Origin of the sequence: Burkholderia sp. AU16482 (assembly GCF_002223285.1) — a bacterium.
In the GTDB taxonomy this organism is placed as follows: Bacteria; Pseudomonadota; Gammaproteobacteria; order Burkholderiales; family Burkholderiaceae; genus Burkholderia; species Burkholderia semiarida.
This window is the reverse complement of record NZ_NKEY01000003.1, coordinates 532,135-550,009: the sequence shown is the minus strand read 5'-3', so window position 1 is coordinate 550,009 and position 17,875 is coordinate 532,135. Positions and strand designations below refer to the sequence as shown.

The window sequence follows — 17,875 nt, the reverse complement described above, 5'->3', positions numbered from 1 at the left end:
CCGCCCGGGCGGCCGGCATCGCGTGAGCGGGGCCGGTCCGCAAGAACATATAATTCTCGCATAGAACCCTTTGGCGCCTTCGATGTCACCCTTTTCGTTCACCCTGCTGTTCGCGATCGCCGTACTCGCGATGGTCGTCACCAAGCTGTGGCTCGCGTCGCGGCAGATCCGCTTCGTCGCCGCGCACCGCAACGGCGTGCCCGCGCAGTTCAGCGCCACCATCCCGCTGACCGCCCACCAGCGCGCGGCCGACTACACGGTCGAGCGCACCCGGCTGACGATGTTCGAGATCGTCGTCAGCGCGGCCGTGCTGGTCGGCCTCACGCTGCTCGGCGGCGTCGGCGCGCTCGACACGCTGCTGACCGGCTGGCTCGGCCGCGGCTACGGGCAGCAGGTCGCCCTCGTCGCCGCGGTGCTCGTGATCACGGGCGTGATCGACGTCCCGTTCGAGTACTACCGCCAGTTCGGCATCGAGCAGCGTTTCGGCTTCAACCGGATGACGAAGCGGCTGTTCTTCACCGACATGCTGAAAAACACGTTGCTCGGCGCCGTGCTCGGCCTGCCGCTGCTGTTCGTCGTGCTGTGGCTGATGAACCAGGCCGGCCACCTGTGGTGGCTGTGGACCTGGATCGTGTGGGTCGCGTTCCAGATGCTCGTGCTGCTGATCTACCCGACCTTCATCGCGCCGCTCTTCAACAAGTTCGAGCCGCTGAAGGACGATGCGCTGCGCGCGCGTATCGAGTCGCTGATGAAGCGCTGCGGCTTCGCGGCCAAGGGCCTGTTCGTGATGGATGGCAGCCGCCGCTCCGCGCACGGCAACGCGTACTTCACGGGTTTCGGCGCATCGAAGCGGATCGTGTTCTTCGACACGCTGCTCGCGCGCCTGTCCGGCCAGGAGATCGAAGCCGTGCTTGCGCACGAACTCGGCCACTTCAAGCGCCGCCACGTGATGAAGCGGATGCTCGTGTCGTTCGTGCTGAGCCTCGTGCTGCTCGCGCTGCTCGGCTGGCTCGCGCAACGCACGTGGTTCTATACGGGGCTCGGCGTCACGCCGTCGCTCGACACCAGCAACGCGGGCGCCGCGCTCGTCCTGTTCTTCCTCGCGATTCCCGTGTTCCTGTTCTTCGCGACGCCGTTCAGCAGCCTCACGTCGCGCAAGCACGAATTCGAGGCCGACGCGTTCGCGGCCAGCCAGACCGACGCGCAGGATCTCGTCAGCGCGCTCGTGAAACTCTACGAAGACAACGCGTCGACGCTCACGCCCGACCCCGTCTACACCGCTTTCTATTACTCGCATCCGCCCGCGTCGCAGCGGATCGACCGCCTGCTGCAGCACGCATGAGCCGGCCGACCTCCCGCAAGCCGGCCGCGCGCGCGTCGGGCGCGCAACGGGCCGAAGGCCGCGTGATCGCGGCGCACGGCCGCCACTACATCGTCGCCCCCGACGACGGCGGCCCGATGCTGCAATGCTTCCCGCGCGGCAAGAAGAGCGACATCGCGGTCGGCGACCGCGTCGCGTACGAACTCGCGTCGGCCGACCAGGGCGTGATCGTCGAGATCGGCGAACGGCGCAACCTGCTGTACCGCTCCGACCAGTTCAAGTCGAAGCTGTTCGCGGCGAACCTCGACCAGTTGCTGATCGTGCTCGCGACCGAGCCCTATTTCAGCGAGGATCTGCTCGGCCGCGCGCTGATCGCGGCCGAAGCGAACGAACTGAAGCCGCTCGTCGTGCTGAACAAGATCGACGTCGAGGCCGCGCTGCCGGTCGCGCGCGAGCGCCTCGCGCCGTACCGCGCGCTCGGCTACGACGTGCTCGAGCTGTCGGTGAAGGGCGCGCCGGACGACGCACGTGCACAACTGATGCCGCACCTCGCCGGGCATTCGACGATCCTGCTCGGCCAGTCCGGGATGGGCAAATCGACGCTCGTGAACCTGCTCGTGCCCGACGCCGAAGCCGCGACCCGCGAGATTTCGGCCGCGCTCAACAGCGGCCGTCACACGACGACGTTCACGCGCCTGTACCCGCTGGAAGGCGGCGGTGCGCTGATCGATTCGCCGGGCTTCCAGGAATTCGGCCTCTACCACCTGACCGAAGGCCGTCTCGAGCGCGCGTTTCCGGAATTCCGGCCGTTGCTCGCGGACTGCCGTTTCTATAATTGTCATCATCTGCACGAGCCCGGCTGCGCGATCCTCGAAGCCGTCGCCGACGGCCGTATCGCGCCGTCGCGGCACGCGCTGTACGCGCAACTCGTGCACGAGGCGAGCCAGATCGTCCGCTGATCGCGCGACGTGCACGACGGCCGGCCGGCGCCACGCCGGCCTTCATCGACAGGAGCCGCGATGCGTTTCAAGGCACCCGACCTCGCGACCGCGCAGCATTGGGCCAACGTGCTCCAGGTGGCCGGCATCGGTTGCGAGCTGCACAACTGCTACGCGACCGGCGCGCTCGGCGGCCTGCCCGCCGACGCGTGCACGCCCGAGCTGTGGCTCGACGACGAACGCGACGATGCACTGGCCCGCCGGCTGCTCGATGCCGCGTCGCACGGCCCGTCGGCCGGCGCGGCACCGTGGCGCTGCCGGCAGTGCGGCGAAGCGCTCGAAGCGCAATTCACCGCGTGCTGGCAATGCGGCGCCGTGCGCGACCCGCTCGACGACTGAACGCACTGCGCCGACCCACAGCAAAAAGGCCGGCATCCAGCCGGCCTTTGTCTTTCATCGGGTACTGCGCTGCGCCGTCACGACACCCAGACGGCGAGCGTCAGCATCAGCAGCAGGATCATCCACAGGATCACCGCGCGCCACACGAGGCCGACTGCCGACTGCAGCGTGCGCGGCGTGCAATCGTCACCAACCGTCAACGGACCGCTGTCGCCGACCGCCAGCGCATCGAGGCTCGACGGTTCCGCGAGCGGCCCGGCGAGACGCGCACCGAGCGCCCCGCTGCCGGCCGCCAGCAGCACGCCGTCGTTCGGGTCGGGCCACTGGCGCGTATGGTTGCGCCATGCATAGATCGCATCCTCGAAATTGCCGACGATCGCGAAGCCGAGCGCCGTCAGTCGGGACGGAATCCAGTCGATCACGAAGAACGCGCGCTGCGCGAACGTCGAGAACGCGGCCGTGCGATCGTCGCCCGGCGTCGACCAGCTGCGCGCGAGGTATTCGGAAATCCGGTACAACACGGCGCCGGCCGGACCGATCGGCAGCACGTACCAGAAGAACACGCCGAAGACGTGCCGATGCGACGCGACGACCGCATGGATCAGCGTATGGCGGACGATTTCGCCGACCGGCATGTCGACCGTGTCGATACCCGTCCACTCATGCAGGATTTCGCGCGCGCGCGGCACGTCGTCGTTGTTGAGCGCGAGATGGATATCGGTGAAGTAGTGGCTGAACTGACGGAAGCCGAGCGTGAAATACACGACGACGACGTTCCATATGAACGCGAGCACGAAGCTCACCTTGTACAACAGGAAATAGACCAGCGCGACGATCAGCACCCACGGCAGCACGACCGCGAGCCATGCGAGGAGCCCGTGCTTCTGCTTGCCGGCGTCGAGGCCATGCGCGACGGTTTCCGCATGAAACTGGAACAGCGCGAACACCGGATTGCTCGGCGACAACGCGCGGACCTGTTCGATGATGAGGGCGAGGAGAACCGAAAAGAAAGTCATGCGTGGCGCCGTCTTCGGAGTTATGTCATTTTTTGCATAACGATAGCACAGCGTCAGCCGCGCATGGCTGCCGGCGCGGTCGCCGGGCAGCCGCTCGCGCGCGCCGGCCGGCGCGCCCGCCTAGCCGGCGGCCAAGAAGCGATACAGATTGCGAAACATGGCGGCAGTTGCGCCCCAGATGAAGTATTGCCCGCCCGCTTCGCCGTTCGGGTAAGGCATGGCAAAAAAACGACGCTCGCCGCCTTCCCACCGAAACACGCGGACCTGATGGTTCGCGGGATTCATCAAGAACGCGAGCGGCACTTCGAAAATCTCGGCGACTTCGAACGTGTCGGCCTGCACGGTGAACGGCGGATGCACGAGGCTGACGACCGGTGTCACGCAGAAGCCCGTGCCGGTCAGGTAGTCGGGCAGCACGCCGAGAATCTCGACGCGTTCGGCGGCCAGCCCGATCTCCTCTTTCGCCTCGCGCAACGCGGTGGCGGTCGCGTCTCGATCGAACGGCTCGCGACGGCCGCCCGGAAAGCTGATCTGTCCGGCATGGTCGTTCAGGTGATCGGCGCGCTGCGTCAGCAGTACGGTGAGGCCCGTCTCGCGTGCGACGAGCGGCATGAGAACGGCCGCACTGCGCGGATCGACGCCTTCCTGCAGCTTCGCCTCGCCGGGCTCGACGCTCCATTCGAGCGTGCGTGCGAAACGTTCGCGCAGGCCGGACGGCGTCATCAGCCGGGAATCGATGACAGGCAGGCCGGCGCCGGTGCCTTCGACCGGCAATACTTCGGGATCGATGATGGGGCGGCGATTCAATGGAGCTCTCGGGTTCGTGTCGTATCGAGCATATTGTCGCGCCAGAATGAAAAAAGCACCCGGTTGGGTGCTTTTTCCTTACAGCTCTTACTCTTGGGAAGCTGCTGCGGCGCGATCCTTCGACACCAGCTTTTCCTTGATACGAGCCGACTTGCCCGAACGCTCGCGCAGGTAGTACAGCTTCGCACGACGCACGTCACCGCGACGCTTCACGACGATGCTTGCCAGCAGCGGCGAGTACGTCTGGAACGTACGCTCGACGCCTTCACCCGACGAGATCTTGCGAACGATGAAGTTCGAGTTCAGGCCACGGTTGCGCTTCGCGATGACGACGCCTTCGTAAGCCTGAACGCGCTTGCGGTTACCTTCAACCACGTTCACGTTCACGATCACCGTGTCGCCCGGGGCGAAATCGGGGATCGTCTTGCCGGCGAGCGCGCGCTCGATCTCTTCCTGCTCAAGTTTTGCGATCAGATTCATTACTGACTCCTTATGCCATCGTGTCGGCGTTCGTACCCGCCTGCTTCCAGGCTCGGCCCCGATAGAGGATGGATTCACATCAGGCGCCGCACACGCATGTACGGCACCGCCAATTCCCGCCCGCGCAGCCGCCTCAGGAGGCGTCCTTCGCTTCGCGTGCGAGGTTCGCAAGCCACGCCTCGTCGGCCCGGCTCAACAACTTCTCGCGGCGCGCCCGGGCGATCAGGTCCGGGCGCTTCCGCAACGTATTCCTCAATGCTTCCTGACGCCGCCACTTCTCGATCTCGGCATGATGCCCGCCGAGCAGCACGTCCGGCACGCGCACGCCCTCGTATTCCTCGGGCCGCGTGTAGTGCGGACAATCGAGCAGGCCGTCGGCGAAGCTGTCCTGCACGGCCGACAGCGAATCGTTCAGCACGCCGGGCAGCAGCCGCACGACTGCATCCATCAGCGCCATCGCCGGCAGTTCGCCGCCCGACAGCACGAAATCGCCGAGGCTGATTTCCTCGTCGACGTAACGATCCAGCAAGCGCTGGTCGATCGCTTCGTAGCGGCCACACAGCACGACGACGCCGGGTTCCTGCGCCATCCGCACCGCACGATCATGCGTGAGCGGCGCGCCTTGCGGCGACATCATCACGACGCGCGTGCTCGCGATGCCCTGCTCCGCCTGCGCCGCTTTCGCGGCGTCGATCGCGGCTTCGAGCGGCCTGGCCAGCATCACCATGCCCGGACCGCCGCCGTACGGACGATCGTCGACCGTGCGGTAGTTGTCCGTCGTGAAATCACGCGGGTTCCAGGTGCGCAACCCGAAGCGCCCCTGCTTCACGGCCCGGCTGGTGATTCCCCAGTCGGTCAGCGCGCGGAACATCTCGGGAAAGAGCGTGACGACGTCGAACTGCACCGCGCGCTCGGTAACCTGGTTCATTTCAGTAATCGGCTTCCCAGTCGACGACGATGCGACGCGCCGCCTGATCCACCGTTTTGACGTAGACGCCGACGAACGGAATCAACCGCTCGTCGGTGGTCGGCTGACCGTCTTTGCCGGTCGCCGGATACTCGACACGCATGATCGAATGCACGCCGTTGTCGATCATCCCGCTCACCTTCCCGAGCGCCACCGATTGCTCGTTGACGACGTCGAGACCGATCAGGTCGACCCAATAGAATTCGTCCGCGGCCAGTGCCGGGAAATCTTCCCGGCGCACGAACACGCGAAAGCCGCGCATGGACAGCGCGGCATCGCGGTCGCTGACGCCCGCGGGTTGCGCAACGACAGTGTCGCTGTGCGTCTTCGACTGCATGATGCGGACGGAAAGCCGCTCCGCACCGCGTTCCAGCCACCAGCGACGCGCGTTGAGCAGCGCGTCGCCACCGCGACCGGCATCGGCATGCGTCGCCACCTTGATCCAGCCTTTCAGGCCGTAGGCGTCGACCACCGCCCCGACCTCGACGGCATCGTCAGGCCAGGCTTGCGTCGCTTCGGGACTGCCTTGTTCGGCAGCCTGACCGGCGTTCGCGACCGTGTCGCGCTCGACCGGCTTGCGGACGAATGCGCCAAATGACGCACGCCCGCGCCTTGCATTACCGGAATCGTGACCCGCCATCAATGCACCTCACAGCCGGCACGACCGGCACACCGTGCCATGTCAGGCAGCCGGTTGCGCCTTTTGCGCTTCCTTCACGAGACGCTGGACGGTCGGCGACAGTTGCGCGCCAACGCCTTGCCAGTACGTCAGGCGATCCTGAGCGATACGCAGCGATTCGCCCTTCGTGGCGACCGGGTTGTAGAAGCCGACGCGCTCGATGAAGCGGCCGTCACGACGGTTGCGCGAATCGGTAGCAACGATGTTGTAGAACGGGCGCTTCTTCGAGCCGCCACGAGCCAGACGGATGATAACCATATGATGTCCTTCGGGAAAACCGGGTTCGAAACTACTGAAACACGCGATTATAGCCGGAAAGCAGAGGTACAACAAACACTTACGCGTAAAAATCCGCGGACGGCCCGTCCAGCAGGCATACAATCGGCGTGTCCACGACGCTCCCGACCGTCATGCCGCCCTTTCGCGCCGCCCCCGCGCGCCGCGCGCAGCACCGATTCGCGGCGCTGCTTGCCGGCCTTGCCTGCCTCGTCTCCCTACCGGCGTTTGCCGCGCCGTTGCCGGTGAACGAACTCGTCGTGCCGCCCGGCTTCCACGTGGAAGTGCTGACGGACGCAGTGCCGGCCGCGCGCGAAATGGCGTGGTCGCCACGCGGCATTCTGTATGTCGGCACGCGGGAAGGCCGAGTCCATGCCTTCGTGATGCACGAGGGTCGGATCACCGCGCGCTACGTGATCGCGTCCGGACTCGATATGCCAGTTGGCGTCGCCTATCGCGATGGCGCTCTCTATATATCCGCCGTGTCGCGTATCCTGCGCGTCGACCGTATCGACGACCGGCTCGCCAGACCGCCCGCCCCCGTCGTCGTGACCGACGCGCTGCCGACCGACCACCATCACGGCTGGAAATTCATCGCGTTCGGCCCCGATGGCAAGCTCTACGTACCGACCGGCGCGCCGTGCAATGCCTGCCTCGCCGATCGCAGCCGCTACGCGATCATTGCGCGAATGAACGCCGACGGCAGTGGGCGCGAAGTGTTCGCCCGCGGCATACGCAATACGGTCGGCTTTGCATGGCACCCCGATTCGGGGGAGCTGTGGTTCACCGACAACGGGCGCGACATGATGGGCGACGACGTACCCGACGACGAGCTGAACCGTGCGCCGCGCGCCGGCCTCGACTTCGGCTTTCCATACTGCCACGGCGGCGATACGCCCGACCCCGAATTCGGCAGCGCCGACGTCTGCCGCCGTTATGTACCACCCGTCCTGAAACTCGGCGCACACGTGGCGGCGCTCGGCATGCGCTTCTACACCGGATCGATGTTTCCGGCGTCGTATCGAAATAGTGTCTTCATCGCCGAACACGGCTCGTGGAACCGCAGCACGAAGGTCGGCTACCGCGTGATGCGCGTGGTCGCCCCCGCGGACGGCAGCCACGCACGTCAGACGCCGTTCATCGCCGGCTGGCTGCGGCCCGACGGCACGGTATGGGGACGCCCGGCCGACGTACTGCCGCTGCCGGACGGTTCGTTGCTCGTCAGCGACGATTACGCGGGCGCGATCTATCGCGTGACTTATGCGGCACCTTGACGCAGCCGAGGGGTGACCGGGCCCGACCGGGCATCGTAGAATGCGTGCCGGGCCGTGCGCCCGCGCCGGCTTGCCGGCCGCCCAAGCCAACGACAATACGCCGCCATCCATGTCCAGCAGCACCGCATCGCCCCGCCGCTTCCGCTCCAAGACGCTTACCGCCGCCCTCGCGTTCCTGCTCGGATCGCTCGGTGCGCACCGCTTCTATCTGTACGGCTTTCGCGACGTGTACGGCTGGGCCCACCTGCTCGCGACGATCGTCGGCATCCCGGGCTTCCTGCTGCTCGCGGCAACCCAGCGCAGCGCCGGCCTCGGCTGGTGGCTCGCGGTGCCCGGCGCAATCTCGCTGCTGGCGGCGTTCCTCGCCGCCCTCGTCTACGGGCTGCGCCCCGACGAAAAATGGGATGCGCAATTCAATGCGGACACCGGCAAGCACAGCCAGTCGGGCTGGACCGTGATCTTCGTCGTGATTTTCTCGCTGCTGATCGGCGCGTTCCTGCTGATGACCGCACTCGCGCTGTCGTTCCAGACGTACTTCGAATCGCAGGTCCAAGCGGCCAAGCAGATTTCGCAGTAAGGCCCGGCCAGCACGATCGATACGGGACACCGGCGACTACGTTGCTCGTCGGTCAGAACAGGCTCAACTGGATGTCGTCGCGCGACTTCGCGCCGGCTGCTCGAACCGCGACAGGCGGCGCCGACACCCCAGCGACCGGCGCGCCGCGGAATCGCGACAGATCCAGAATGCCGTTCGTGCGCTCGTTCAGCCCGAGCCGCTTGACGGCCTGACGGAAGCGTTGCCGCAACAGGTCGGCCCAGATCCCCTCGCCCTTCATCCGTTTCGAGAAGTCCGAATCGTAATCCTTGCCGCCGCGCATGTCGCGCACGCGGTTCATCACGCGCTCCGCACGATCGGGAAAATGCGCGGCAAGCCACTGCTTGAACAGCGGCGCGACCTCCCACGGCAATCTCAGGATGATGTAGCTCGCATGCGTCGCACCGGCTTCCGCGCAGGCTTCGAGCACGCGCTCCATGTCTGGCTCGGTGACGAACGGAATCACCGGTGCAATGCTCACGCCGACCGGCACACCCGCATCGCGTAGCGCCCGGATCGTGCGCAACCGCCGCGCCGGGGTGGCCGCGCGCGGCTCGAGCGTGCGCGCGAGCTCGGCATCGAGCGTCGTGATCGTGACCGCCGCCATCACCTGCCCGCGTTCGGCCATCGGCGCGAGCAGGTCGAGATCGCGCTCGATCAGCGACGATTTCGTGATCGCCGCGAACGGCAGCCCGCGATCGTGCATCACCTGGATCACGCTGCGCGTGATGCGCAGGTCGCGTTCGACCGGCTGGTACGCATCGGTGTTGACGCCGAGCGCGATCGGCTCGGGCACGTAGCGCTTGCGCGAAATCTCGCGCTCGAGCAGTTCGGCCGCGTTCACCTTCGCGTAGATGCGGCTTTCGAAATCGAGCCCCGGCGACAGCCCGAGATAGCTGTGCGTCGGCCGCGCGAAGCAGTAGATGCAACCGTGCTCGCAGCCGCGATACGGATTGAGCGACACGCTGAACGGAATGTCGGGCGACTGGTTGTGCGTGAGGATGCTCTTCGCCCGCTCCTCGAAGACCTGCGTGCGCAGCGGCACGGGGAAATCGGCATCGTCGGACTCGTGCGTCCAGCCGTCGTCGACCGCTTCGCGCTGCGCGATTTCATACCGCCCCTGCAGGTTGTCGACCGCACCGCGCCCCTTGCGGGGCACGGGCGGCGCTACCGGAAATTCGTTGTCGGACCGATCGTCCATGTGCCCACCCATTCGCCTGCGCCCAATACTGTACATTTATACAGTATTGGGCGCAGCATGCCAAGAGCGGGATAAAGGGCCCGACGGCCGGCCGCCGGTGCGTCACTCGCCGACGGCGATCGTCAGCGTTTCCTTGATTTCCTCCATTACGACATAGCTCTTCGACTGCACGGCGCCCGGCAACTGCAGCAGGATGTCGCCGAGCAGCTTGCGGTAGTCGGCCATCTCGCCGATTCGCGCCTTGATCAGGTAGTCGAAATCGCCGGAGACGAGATGACATTCGAGCACCTCGTCGATCTTCATCACTTCCCGGCGGAATTGCTCGAACATGTTGCCGCCCTTGTGGCCGAGCGTGATCTCGACGAACACCAGCAGCGCGGCGCCCAATTGCCCCGGGTCGACCCGCGCGTGATAGCCGGTGATCACGCCGTCGCGCTCCATGCGCCGCACGCGCTCGATGCACGGCGTGACGGTCAGTCCGACCTGTTCCGCGAGGTCTTTCATCGCCATCCGGCCGTCGTCCTGGAGCAGTTTCAGGATGCGCCGGTCGAGCTTGTCGAGCGAGCGTACGGGCTGACGTTGCGTTCTCATTTGTTTATGCTGAAAACCAGAAAAATACAATAACAAAAACTGCACATTCGACAATACCATAGCGCAAAAAACTAGATCAGCTAGAGGTAACACGGAGCCGCGGGTGCGCCCGGCCTCGACCTGATTCCTTCCATCTGGAGCAGCTATGCGAGTCGTCATTCTGGGCAGCGGTGTGGTGGGCGTGGCAAGCGCGTATTACCTCGCGCGCGCCGGCCACGAAGTCACGGTGATCGACCGGGAAGCCGGCCCGGCGCTGGAGACGAGCTTCGCGAATGCAGGCCAGATCTCGCCCGGCTATGCGGCGCCGTGGGCCGCGCCCGGCGTGCCGCTGAAGGCCGTCAAGTGGATGTTCGAAAAGCACGCGCCGCTCGCGATCCGCCTCGACGGCACGCGCTTCCAGCTCCAGTGGATGGTCCAGATGCTGCGCAACTGCACGGCCGAGCGCTATGCGGTGAACAAGAGCCGCATGGTCCGTCTCGCCGAATACAGCCGCGATTGCCTGCAGGCGCTGCGCGCCGATACCGGCATCCAGTACGAAGGCCGCACGGGCGGCACGCTGCAACTGTTCCGCACGCAGCAGCAGCTCGACGGCGCGGCGAAGGACATCGCCGTGCTGCAGGAAGCGAACGTGCCGTTCGAACTGCTGTCGCCGGCCGAGCTGAAAAAAGCCGAGCCGGCGCTCGCCGCCGTCTCGCACAAGCTGACGGGCGGCCTGCGCCTGCCGGGCGACGAAACCGGCGATTGCCAGTTGTTCACGACGCGCCTCGCCGCGCTCGCCGAATCGCTCGGCGTGAAGTTCCGCTACAACACGCCGATCGATGCGCTCGCGATCGCGGGCGGCAAGATCGCCGGCGTGCAATGCGGCAGCGAGACGGTGCGTGCCGACGCGTACGTCGTCGCGCTGGGCTCGTACTCGACGCGCTTCATCTCGAACCTGATGAAGATTCCCGTCTATCCGCTCAAGGGCTATTCGATCACCGCGCCGATCGTCGACGAAGCCGCCGCGCCGGTGTCGACCGTGCTCGACGAAACCTACAAGATCGCGATCACGCGCTTCGACCAGCGCATCCGCGTCGGCGGGATGGCGGAAATCGTGGGCTTCGACAAGACGCTGCGCGCCGCACGCCGCGAAACGCTCGAGATGTGCGTGAACGACCTGTTCCCGGGCGGCGGCGACACGTCGAAGGCCACGTTCTGGACGGGTCTGCGCCCGATGACGCCGGACGGCACGCCGATCGTCGGCCGCACGCCGGTGTCGAACCTGTTCCTGAACACCGGCCATGGCACGCTCGGCTGGACGATGTCGTGCGGCTCTGGCCAACTGCTCGCGGACCTGATCTCGGGCAAGATGCCGGCGATCCAGGCCGACGACCTGTCGGTGCATCGTTACCTGAAGGACGCGCCCGGCCAAGCGCGCCCGGCCTACGCGTAAATCGGAACGGCCCGCGGCGAGGCGGGCCCGTTGCATCGACGAGAAAAGCGCCCTTGGGCGCTTTTCCCGTTTCCGTGACTGCGAGTGCGAGTGCGAGTACCGACTCGGCGCGACGCTTCAGTCAACGTGCACATGCTCCCGTCGCACGGCGAGCGAACCGACGCTGCCCGTCGGGTGTACGCGACGATATGTTCGGCACGGCACAGCACGATCGCGGATCTTCCAGGCGAACGACGCTCGCGCCGCTTCAGCCGACGACACAGCGAAAAAGGGGCGCTTATCGCGCCCCTTTTCTCGTGTGCTTACCGCTGAAGCGTCACGCCGCGTCAGCCGAGCTCGTTCACGAGCTCCGGCACGAGCGAGAACAGATCGCCGACGAGGCCGTAGTCGGCCACGCTGAAGATCGGCGCTTCGGGATCCTTGTTGATCGCGACGATCACCTTCGAATCCTTCATCCCGGCCAGATGCTGGATCGCACCCGAGATACCGACCGCGATGTACAACTGCGGCGCGACGATCTTGCCGGTCTGGCCGACCTGGTAGTCGTTCGGCACGTAGCCGGCGTCGACTGCCGCGCGCGATGCGCCGAGCGCTGCCGACAGCTTGTCGGCCAGCGGCTCCAGCACCTTCGTGTAGTTCTCGCCGCTGCCCAGACCGCGGCCGCCCGACACGATGATGCTCGCCGACGTCAGCTCCGGACGGTCCAGCTTCGTCACTTCACGGCTCACGAACTGCGACTTGCCTGCGTCGGCCGCTGCGTCGATCTTCTCGACCGCTGCGCTGCCGCCTTCCGCCGCCACCGGATCGAAACCCGTCGCACGCACCGTGATGACCTTGATCGGATCGCTCGACTGCACGGTCGCGATCGCGTTGCCCGCGTAGATCGGGCGCTCGAACGTGTCGGCCGAATCGACCGCCGTGATGTCCGAGATCTGCGCGACGTCCAGCTTCGCGGCGATGCGCGGCGCGACGTTCTTGCCGTAGGCCGTCGCCGGCGCGAGGATGTGCGAGTAGTCCTTCGCGATGTTCAGCGCGGTCGCCTCGACGTTTTCCGCCAGGCCTTCGGCCAGTTGCGGCGCGTCGGCCAGCAGCACCTTCGACACGCCCGCGATCTTCGCTGCCGCGTCGGCCGCCGCTTGCGCGTTGTGGCCCGCGACCAGCACGTGGATGTCGCCACCGATCTTCGCTGCCGCCGCCACCGTGTTCAACGTCGCGGCCTTGATCGACGCGTTGTCGTGTTCTGCAATCACCAGAATCGTCATTTCCTTGCGCTCCCTCTTACAGCACCTTGGCTTCGGTCTTCAGCTTCTCGACCAGCGTCTTCACGTCCGGCACCTTCACGCCGGCCGCGCGCTTCGGCGGCTCGGCCACCTTCAGCGTCTTCAGACGCGGCGCGACGTCCACGCCGAGGTCTTCCGGCTTCACGGTTTCCAGCGGCTTCTTCTTCGCCTTCATGATGTTCGGCAGCGTCACGTAGCGCGGCTCGTTCAGGCGCAGGTCGGTCGTCACGACCGCCGGCAGCGTCAGCGACAGCGTTTCCGCGCCGCCGTCGACTTCGCGCGCAACGGTTGCCTTGCCGTCGGCGATCGTCACCTTCGACGCGAACGTCGCCTGCGGCAGACCTGCGAGCGCGGCCAGCATCTGGCCCGTCTGGTTCGAATCGTCGTCGATCGCCTGCTTGCCGAGGATCACCAGTTGCGGCTGTTCCTTGTCGACCAGTGCCTTCAGGATCTTCGCGACGGCCAGCGGCTCGACGCTGTCGTTCGACTCGACGAGGATCGCGCGATCCGCGCCGATCGCCAGCGCCGTGCGCAGCGTTTCCTGCGCTTGAGTCACACCCACCGACACCGCGATCACTTCGGTCGCCACGCCCGCTTCCTTCAGGCGCACGGCTTCTTCCACGGCGATCTCGTCGAACGGGTTCATCGACATCTTCACGTTCGCGATGTCGACACCCGTGTTGTCCGACTTCACGCGGACCTTCACGTTGTAATCGACCACTCTTTTCACTGGCACCAGGATTTTCATGCACACGCTCCAAAGTTACGAATACGACCAGAGGCCATTTTAAGCGAGGCCTCATGACTGCGCGGCCAGGCGGACCCAACCATGATGGTTGTCGAGGATACCGCTTCTTGGCGACGCGCCAATGATAGCGAACGGTCGTTCTATTTTAAAAGAGAAAAAACCCGGACGCAAAGCCCGGGTTTTCGATCATCGACTCTAATCGCGCCGGGCGTCCCGTGCTGCGGCCGTTACCAGGCGGCAATGACCGCGCCGCCGAACTTGCCTTCGATGAACTGTTTCACGTCGGCCGAGTGATAGGCCGCAATCAGCCTGGCGACCCACGGCTTGTTCCGGTCCGCGTCGCGAATCGCGAGGATGTTCGCGTACGGGCCGCTCGGGCCCTCGATCGCGATCGCGTCCTGCTTCGGTTTCAACCCCGCTTCCATCGCGTAGTTGGTATTGATCGCGGCCGCGTCGACGTCGCCGAGCGAGCGCGGAATCTGCGCCGCATCGAGCTCGACGATCTTCAGCTTGCGCGGATTGTCGACGATATCGAGCGGCGTCGCCTTCAACCCCGCATCCGCGCGCAGCTTCAGCAGCCCCTGCTTCTGCAGCAACAGCAGCGCGCGGCCGCCGTTGGTCGGATCGTTCGGCACCGCGACGCGCGCGCCCGGCTTCAGCTCGGCCAGCGACTTCACGCGCTTCGAGTAAATGCCCATCGGAAACGTGACGGTATCCGCGACCTTGATCAGCTTGTAGCCGCGATCCTTCACCTGCGCCTGCAGATACGGATCGTGCTGGTAGCTGTTCGCGTCGAGGTCGCCCGACGCGAGCGCGGCGTTCGGCTGCACGTAGTCGGAAAATTCGACGATGCGGATCTCGAGCCCCTCCTTCGCCGCGACCTTCTTCACCACTTCCATGATCTGCGCGTGCGGACCGCCCGTCACGCCGACCTTGATGGTTTCGGCCCGGGCTTGCGCGCCCGCGAACAGTGCGGCCGCGCCCAGCGCCGCCGCGAATTTCAGCATGAAGCGTCGTTGCATCGTCTCTCCCCTATCGAAACGGTCTGATCTTATTTGTGGCTCAGCCGGCGCACCAGCCAATCGCCGAGCGATTGCACGATCTGCACGAACACGATCAGGATCGCGACGACCGTCCACATCACTTCCGGCAGATAGCGCTGGTAACCGTAACGGATCCCGAGATCGCCGAGCCCGCCGCCGCCGATCGCGCCCGCCATCGCCGAATAGCCGACCAGCGACACGAACGTGATCGTCAGGCCCGCGACGACGCCCGGCAGCGATTCGGGCAACAGCACCTTGAATACGATCTGCGACGTGGTCGCGCCCATCGATTGCGCGGCCTCGATCAGCCCGCGATCGACTTCACGCAGCGCGGTTTCGACGAGACGCGCGATGAACGGCGCGGCCGCGAGCGTCAGCGGCACGACCGCCGCGGCCGTGCCGATCGATGAACCGGTAACGAGCCGCGTGAACGGAATCACCGCGACCAGCAGGATGATGAACGGCGTCGAGCGGACCGCGTTCACGATGCCGCCGAGCACGCGATTGACCGCGAGATTCTGCAGCACGCCCTGGCGATCGGTCAGGTAGAGCAGCACGCCGAGCGGCAGGCCGACGAGCGCGCCGACCGCCCCGGAGATGCCGACCATGATCAGCGTCTCCCAGAACGACTGCACGAACATATCGAACATCTCACTCAACATACGAAAGCTCCTCTACCACCACACCTTGCTCGCGCAGGAACGCGAGCGCCTGCCCGACCTTGCCCGGCTCGCCGCCCGCGAGCACCGCGAGCGAACCGAATGCCTGCCCCTGGATCTCGTCGATCTGGCCATGCAGGATGTTGAAATCGAGTTCGTACCGGCGGATCGTCTCCGACAGGATCGGCTGGTCGACCCCCGAGCCCGTGAACGCGAGCCGCAGCAGATGCCCGCTGCCCGTCTTCAGCCGCTCGGCCACGCGCGCCTTCAGCGCGGGCGGCAACTCCTGCGCGATCACGTCGCCGATCAGCGCGCGCGTCACTTCGTGATGCGGCTGCAGGAACACGTCGATCACGCGGCCTTCCTCGACCACGCGCCCCGCATCGAGCACCGCCACGCGATCGCAGACCTGCTTGATCACTTCCATCTGGTGCGTGATCAGCACGATCGTCAGGCCGAGCTCGCGGTTGATGCGCTTCAGCAGGTCGAGGATCGAACGCGTGGTTTCGGGGTCGAGCGCCGACGTCGCCTCGTCCGACAGCAGCACCTTCGGCTGGCTCGCCAGCGCGCGGGCGATGCCGACGCGCTGCTTCTGCCCGCCGCTGATCTGCGCCGGATAGCGATCCTTCTGCGCGGACAGCCCGACCAGGTCGAGCAGCGGCAGCACCGCGGCTTCGATGTCGGCACGGCTCGCGCCGGCCAGCTCGAGCGGTAGCGCGACGTTGTCGAACACCGTGCGCGACGACAGCAGGTTGAAGTGCTGGAAGATCATGCCGATTTCGCGGCGCGCTTCGCGCAGCGCGCCGGCCGACAGCAGCGTGAGATCGCGCCCGCCGACGACGACATTGCCTTCGGTCGGCCGCGTGAGCAGGTTGATGGTGCGCACGAGCGTGCTCTTGCCGGCGCCGCTTCGGCCGATGATGCCGAACACCTCGCCCTGCGGGATCGTCAGATTGACGTTGTGCAACGCTTCGACCCAGCCGCCCGGGCCGGGGAAACGCTGCGAAAGATTGCGCAATTCGATCATGTAAACAAAACGGCGGCCGGCCGGCGAGTTGGCCCGCCAGTCGGCCGCCGATGCATCTGGAATAACCCGCGATTTTACCGCAAACCCCTCATTCCCCTTAATAATCGATTTCGATCTTTTCATAACCAAATGAAATTAGAGGGGCGCCGCTGGGGGCTCGCGAGAATCCCGCGACTATGATCCGGAACACCGACCAACGAACAGGGGACACGCCAGATGAGCACGACCACCACGCCGGCCGCCGCACCCGCCACCGCCGGATCGGCGCCCGCGCCGCGGATGGGTCGGCTGGGTACCGCCGACGGGCTCGAACTGGCGTCGTACCGCTGGCCGGCCGGCGACGGCGCCGCGCCGCCGCGCGCGACGATCGCGCTGGTGCACGGCCTCGCCGAACACGCGGGCCGCCATGCCGCACTCGCCGGCCGGCTGAACGCGGCCGGCATCGACGTGCTGGCGATCGATCTGCGCGGGCATGGCCACTCGCCCGGCAAGCGAGCCTGGGTCGAACGTTTCGACGACTACCTGAACGATGCGGACGCGCTGGTCGCCGAAGCCGCGCGCGGCGACGCGCCGCTGTTCCTGATGGGACACAGCATGGGCGGCGCGATCGCGGCGCTCTACGCGATCGAACGTGCACCGGTACGCGGCCACGCGCTGACGGGCCTCGTGCTGTCGAGTCCGGCGCTTGCGCCCGGGCGCGACGTGCCGCGCTGGATGCTCGCCGTCAGCCGCGTCATCAGCCGCGTGTGGCCCACTTTCCCCGCGATCAGGATCGATGCGGCGCTGCTGTCGCGCGATCCGGCCATCGTCGCGGCCAATCGCGCCGACCCGCTCGTGCATCACGGCGCCGTGCCCGCACGCACTGGTGCGGAGATTCTCGACGCGATGGCGCGCATCGAAAACGGCCGCGACACGCTGCGCGTGCCGGTGCTCGTCTATCACGGCACCGAGGACAAGCTGACCGAACCCGACGGCAGCCGCGCGTTCGGCGCACGCGTCGGCTCGCCCGACCGTACGCTGACGCTGTACGAAGGCGGCTTCCACGAAACGATGAACGATCTCGAACGCGATCGCGTGATCGACGCGTTGATCGCATGGATTCACGCGCGCGTGCCGGCACGCTGAGCGCGCCTCGGCCCGAC

At 66.2% G+C, this 17,875-nt stretch carries 20 protein-coding genes; 7 read left to right on the top strand and 13 right to left on the bottom strand.

The features are described 5' to 3' along the window. The first annotated feature begins 82 nt into the window (after positions 1 to 82). From CFB35_RS05065 to CFB35_RS05055, 3 genes are read left to right on the top strand one after another with little or no spacing between them, the layout of a single operon-like run. Positions 83 to 1,342 (top strand): M48 family metallopeptidase, encoded by a 1,260-nt coding sequence (locus CFB35_RS05065; RefSeq protein WP_059574043.1) that lies wholly within the window; start codon positions 83 to 85, stop codon positions 1,340 to 1,342. Continuing rightward, positions 1,339 to 2,280, top strand: a complete 942-nt coding sequence (gene rsgA, locus CFB35_RS05060) for a ribosome small subunit-dependent GTPase A (RefSeq protein ID WP_059574044.1) — start codon at positions 1,339 to 1,341, stop codon at positions 2,278 to 2,280. The genes CFB35_RS05065 and rsgA overlap by 4 nt, the downstream gene beginning before the upstream one ends. A 60-nt stretch (positions 2,281 to 2,340) precedes the next feature. Next, complete coding sequence (locus CFB35_RS05055; protein ID WP_011351362.1) at positions 2,341 to 2,658, top strand: putative signal transducing protein; 318 nt, start codon at positions 2,341 to 2,343, stop codon at positions 2,656 to 2,658. A gap of 77 nt (positions 2,659 to 2,735) precedes the next feature. Here CFB35_RS05055 and CFB35_RS05050 read toward each other — a convergent pair whose 3' ends face one another. The 6 genes from CFB35_RS05050 to rpsP all read right to left on the bottom strand — a co-directional run bounded on the left by CFB35_RS05050 (position 2,736) and on the right by rpsP (position 6,865). Further along, positions 2,736 to 3,674, bottom strand: coding sequence for a CobD/CbiB family protein (locus tag CFB35_RS05050; protein ID WP_059574045.1), 939 nt, complete (start codon positions 3,672 to 3,674; stop codon positions 2,736 to 2,738). Between the two features lie 120 nt (positions 3,675 to 3,794). Then, positions 3,795 to 4,481: a CoA pyrophosphatase gene (locus tag CFB35_RS05045; protein WP_059574046.1), complete on the bottom strand. Its 687-nt coding sequence runs from the start codon at positions 4,479 to 4,481 to the stop codon at positions 3,795 to 3,797. An 87-nt stretch (positions 4,482 to 4,568) separates the two neighbouring features. Further along, the gene (rplS, locus tag CFB35_RS05040; RefSeq protein ID WP_059574047.1) at positions 4,569 to 4,961 is read right to left on the bottom strand and encodes a 50S ribosomal protein L19; all 393 of its coding nucleotides are present in this window, start codon (positions 4,959 to 4,961) and stop codon (positions 4,569 to 4,571) included. 133 nt (positions 4,962 to 5,094) lie between these two features. Next, positions 5,095 to 5,889 (bottom strand): tRNA (guanosine(37)-N1)-methyltransferase TrmD, encoded by a 795-nt coding sequence (trmD, locus tag CFB35_RS05035; protein WP_059574048.1) that lies wholly within the window; start codon positions 5,887 to 5,889, stop codon positions 5,095 to 5,097. Position 5,890: 1 nt separating this feature from the next. Beyond that, on the bottom strand, positions 5,891 to 6,568 hold the full coding sequence (rimM, locus tag CFB35_RS05030) for a ribosome maturation factor RimM (RefSeq protein ID WP_059638229.1): 678 nt from the start codon (positions 6,566 to 6,568) through the stop codon (positions 5,891 to 5,893). Positions 6,569 to 6,610: 42 nt separating this feature from the next. After that, entirely contained in the window at positions 6,611 to 6,865 is a 255-nt protein-coding gene (rpsP, locus tag CFB35_RS05025) for a 30S ribosomal protein S16 (RefSeq protein WP_006476550.1), read from the bottom strand. A 152-nt stretch (positions 6,866 to 7,017) separates the two neighbouring features. On the opposite strand from rpsP, the gene CFB35_RS05020 reads away from it, so the two are divergent. Together CFB35_RS05020 and CFB35_RS05015 are read left to right on the top strand one after the other, a co-directional pair. Next, positions 7,018 to 8,157 carry a sorbosone dehydrogenase family protein gene (locus tag CFB35_RS05020; protein WP_059574050.1) on the top strand — a complete coding sequence of 380 codons (1,140 nt, stop codon included), beginning with the start codon at positions 7,018 to 7,020 and terminating at the stop codon, positions 8,155 to 8,157. Between the two features lie 109 nt (positions 8,158 to 8,266). Then, entirely contained in the window at positions 8,267 to 8,734 is a 468-nt protein-coding gene (locus tag CFB35_RS05015) for an NINE protein (RefSeq protein ID WP_059574326.1), read from the top strand. Positions 8,735 to 8,786: 52 nt separating this feature from the next. Here CFB35_RS05015 and CFB35_RS05010 read toward each other — a convergent pair whose 3' ends face one another. Further along, positions 8,787 to 9,965 carry a PA0069 family radical SAM protein gene (locus CFB35_RS05010; protein WP_059574051.1) on the bottom strand — a complete coding sequence of 393 codons (1,179 nt, stop codon included), beginning with the start codon at positions 9,963 to 9,965 and terminating at the stop codon, positions 8,787 to 8,789. Positions 9,966 to 10,055: 90 nt separating this feature from the next. Then, on the bottom strand, positions 10,056 to 10,544 hold the full coding sequence (locus CFB35_RS05005; RefSeq protein WP_012492860.1) for an Lrp/AsnC ligand binding domain-containing protein: 489 nt from the start codon (positions 10,542 to 10,544) through the stop codon (positions 10,056 to 10,058). Between the two features lie 145 nt (positions 10,545 to 10,689). Here CFB35_RS05005 and CFB35_RS05000 point away from each other — a divergent pair, with 145 nt between their 5' ends. Continuing rightward, positions 10,690 to 11,976, top strand: a complete 1,287-nt coding sequence (locus CFB35_RS05000; protein ID WP_059574052.1) for a D-amino acid dehydrogenase — start codon at positions 10,690 to 10,692, stop codon at positions 11,974 to 11,976. Between the two features lie 326 nt (positions 11,977 to 12,302). On the opposite strand, the gene CFB35_RS04995 is transcribed toward CFB35_RS05000, so the two are convergent. From CFB35_RS04995 to CFB35_RS04975, 5 genes are all read right to left on the bottom strand, one after another. Further along, positions 12,303 to 13,238 carry an electron transfer flavoprotein subunit alpha/FixB family protein gene (locus CFB35_RS04995; protein WP_059574053.1) on the bottom strand — a complete coding sequence of 312 codons (936 nt, stop codon included), beginning with the start codon at positions 13,236 to 13,238 and terminating at the stop codon, positions 12,303 to 12,305. A gap of 16 nt (positions 13,239 to 13,254) precedes the next feature. Further along, positions 13,255 to 14,004, bottom strand: coding sequence for an electron transfer flavoprotein subunit beta/FixA family protein (locus CFB35_RS04990; protein WP_021157446.1), 750 nt, complete (start codon positions 14,002 to 14,004; stop codon positions 13,255 to 13,257). Between the two features lie 227 nt (positions 14,005 to 14,231). Next, entirely contained in the window at positions 14,232 to 15,026 is a 795-nt protein-coding gene (locus CFB35_RS04985; protein ID WP_059574054.1) for a MetQ/NlpA family ABC transporter substrate-binding protein, read from the bottom strand. 29 nt (positions 15,027 to 15,055) lie between these two features. Then, positions 15,056 to 15,709: a methionine ABC transporter permease gene (locus CFB35_RS04980; RefSeq protein WP_059574055.1), complete on the bottom strand. Its 654-nt coding sequence runs from the start codon at positions 15,707 to 15,709 to the stop codon at positions 15,056 to 15,058. After that, positions 15,699 to 16,733, bottom strand: coding sequence for a methionine ABC transporter ATP-binding protein (locus CFB35_RS04975; RefSeq protein ID WP_059574056.1), 1,035 nt, complete (start codon positions 16,731 to 16,733; stop codon positions 15,699 to 15,701). Before CFB35_RS04975 ends, CFB35_RS04980 begins: the two co-directional genes overlap by 11 nt. A 216-nt stretch (positions 16,734 to 16,949) precedes the next feature. Between CFB35_RS04975 and CFB35_RS04970 the strand changes: the two genes are divergently transcribed. Continuing rightward, on the top strand, positions 16,950 to 17,858 hold the full coding sequence (locus tag CFB35_RS04970; RefSeq protein ID WP_059574057.1) for an alpha/beta hydrolase: 909 nt from the start codon (positions 16,950 to 16,952) through the stop codon (positions 17,856 to 17,858). The last annotated feature ends 17 nt before the right edge of the window (positions 17,859 to 17,875 follow it).

What these genes read in the sequence shown, in the direction of transcription:
- CFB35_RS05065 (WP_059574043.1), top strand. Translation starts at nt 83, where the DNA reads ATGTCACCCTTTTCGTTCACCCTGCTGTTCGCGATCGCCGTACTCGCG.
- rsgA (WP_059574044.1), top strand. Translation starts at nt 1,339, where the DNA reads ATGAGCCGGCCGACCTCCCGCAAGCCGGCCGCGCGCGCGTCGGGCGCG.
- CFB35_RS05055 (WP_011351362.1), top strand. Translation starts at nt 2,341, where the DNA reads ATGCGTTTCAAGGCACCCGACCTCGCGACCGCGCAGCATTGGGCCAAC.
- CFB35_RS05050 (WP_059574045.1), bottom strand. Translation starts at nt 3,674, where the DNA reads ATGACTTTCTTTTCGGTTCTCCTCGCCCTCATCATCGAACAGGTCCGC.
- rplS (WP_059574047.1), bottom strand. Translation starts at nt 4,961, where the DNA reads ATGAATCTGATCGCAAAACTTGAGCAGGAAGAGATCGAGCGCGCGCTC.
- trmD (WP_059574048.1), bottom strand. Translation starts at nt 5,889, where the DNA reads ATGAACCAGGTTACCGAGCGCGCGGTGCAGTTCGACGTCGTCACGCTC.
- rimM (WP_059638229.1), bottom strand. Translation starts at nt 6,568, where the DNA reads ATGGCGGGTCACGATTCCGGTAATGCAAGGCGCGGGCGTGCGTCATTT.
- rpsP (WP_006476550.1), bottom strand. Translation starts at nt 6,865, where the DNA reads ATGGTTATCATCCGTCTGGCTCGTGGCGGCTCGAAGAAGCGCCCGTTC.
- CFB35_RS05020 (WP_059574050.1), top strand. Translation starts at nt 7,018, where the DNA reads ATGCCGCCCTTTCGCGCCGCCCCCGCGCGCCGCGCGCAGCACCGATTC.
- CFB35_RS05015 (WP_059574326.1), top strand. Translation starts at nt 8,267, where the DNA reads ATGTCCAGCAGCACCGCATCGCCCCGCCGCTTCCGCTCCAAGACGCTT.
- CFB35_RS05010 (WP_059574051.1), bottom strand. Translation starts at nt 9,965, where the DNA reads ATGGGTGGGCACATGGACGATCGGTCCGACAACGAATTTCCGGTAGCG.
- CFB35_RS05005 (WP_012492860.1), bottom strand. Translation starts at nt 10,544, where the DNA reads ATGAGAACGCAACGTCAGCCCGTACGCTCGCTCGACAAGCTCGACCGG.
- CFB35_RS05000 (WP_059574052.1), top strand. Translation starts at nt 10,690, where the DNA reads ATGCGAGTCGTCATTCTGGGCAGCGGTGTGGTGGGCGTGGCAAGCGCG.
- CFB35_RS04995 (WP_059574053.1), bottom strand. Translation starts at nt 13,238, where the DNA reads ATGACGATTCTGGTGATTGCAGAACACGACAACGCGTCGATCAAGGCC.
- CFB35_RS04990 (WP_021157446.1), bottom strand. Translation starts at nt 14,004, where the DNA reads ATGAAAATCCTGGTGCCAGTGAAAAGAGTGGTCGATTACAACGTGAAG.
- CFB35_RS04985 (WP_059574054.1), bottom strand. Translation starts at nt 15,026, where the DNA reads ATGCAACGACGCTTCATGCTGAAATTCGCGGCGGCGCTGGGCGCGGCC.
- CFB35_RS04980 (WP_059574055.1), bottom strand. Translation starts at nt 15,709, where the DNA reads ATGTTGAGTGAGATGTTCGATATGTTCGTGCAGTCGTTCTGGGAGACG.
- CFB35_RS04975 (WP_059574056.1), bottom strand. Translation starts at nt 16,733, where the DNA reads ATGATCGAATTGCGCAATCTTTCGCAGCGTTTCCCCGGCCCGGGCGGC.
- CFB35_RS04970 (WP_059574057.1), top strand. Translation starts at nt 16,950, where the DNA reads ATGAGCACGACCACCACGCCGGCCGCCGCACCCGCCACCGCCGGATCG.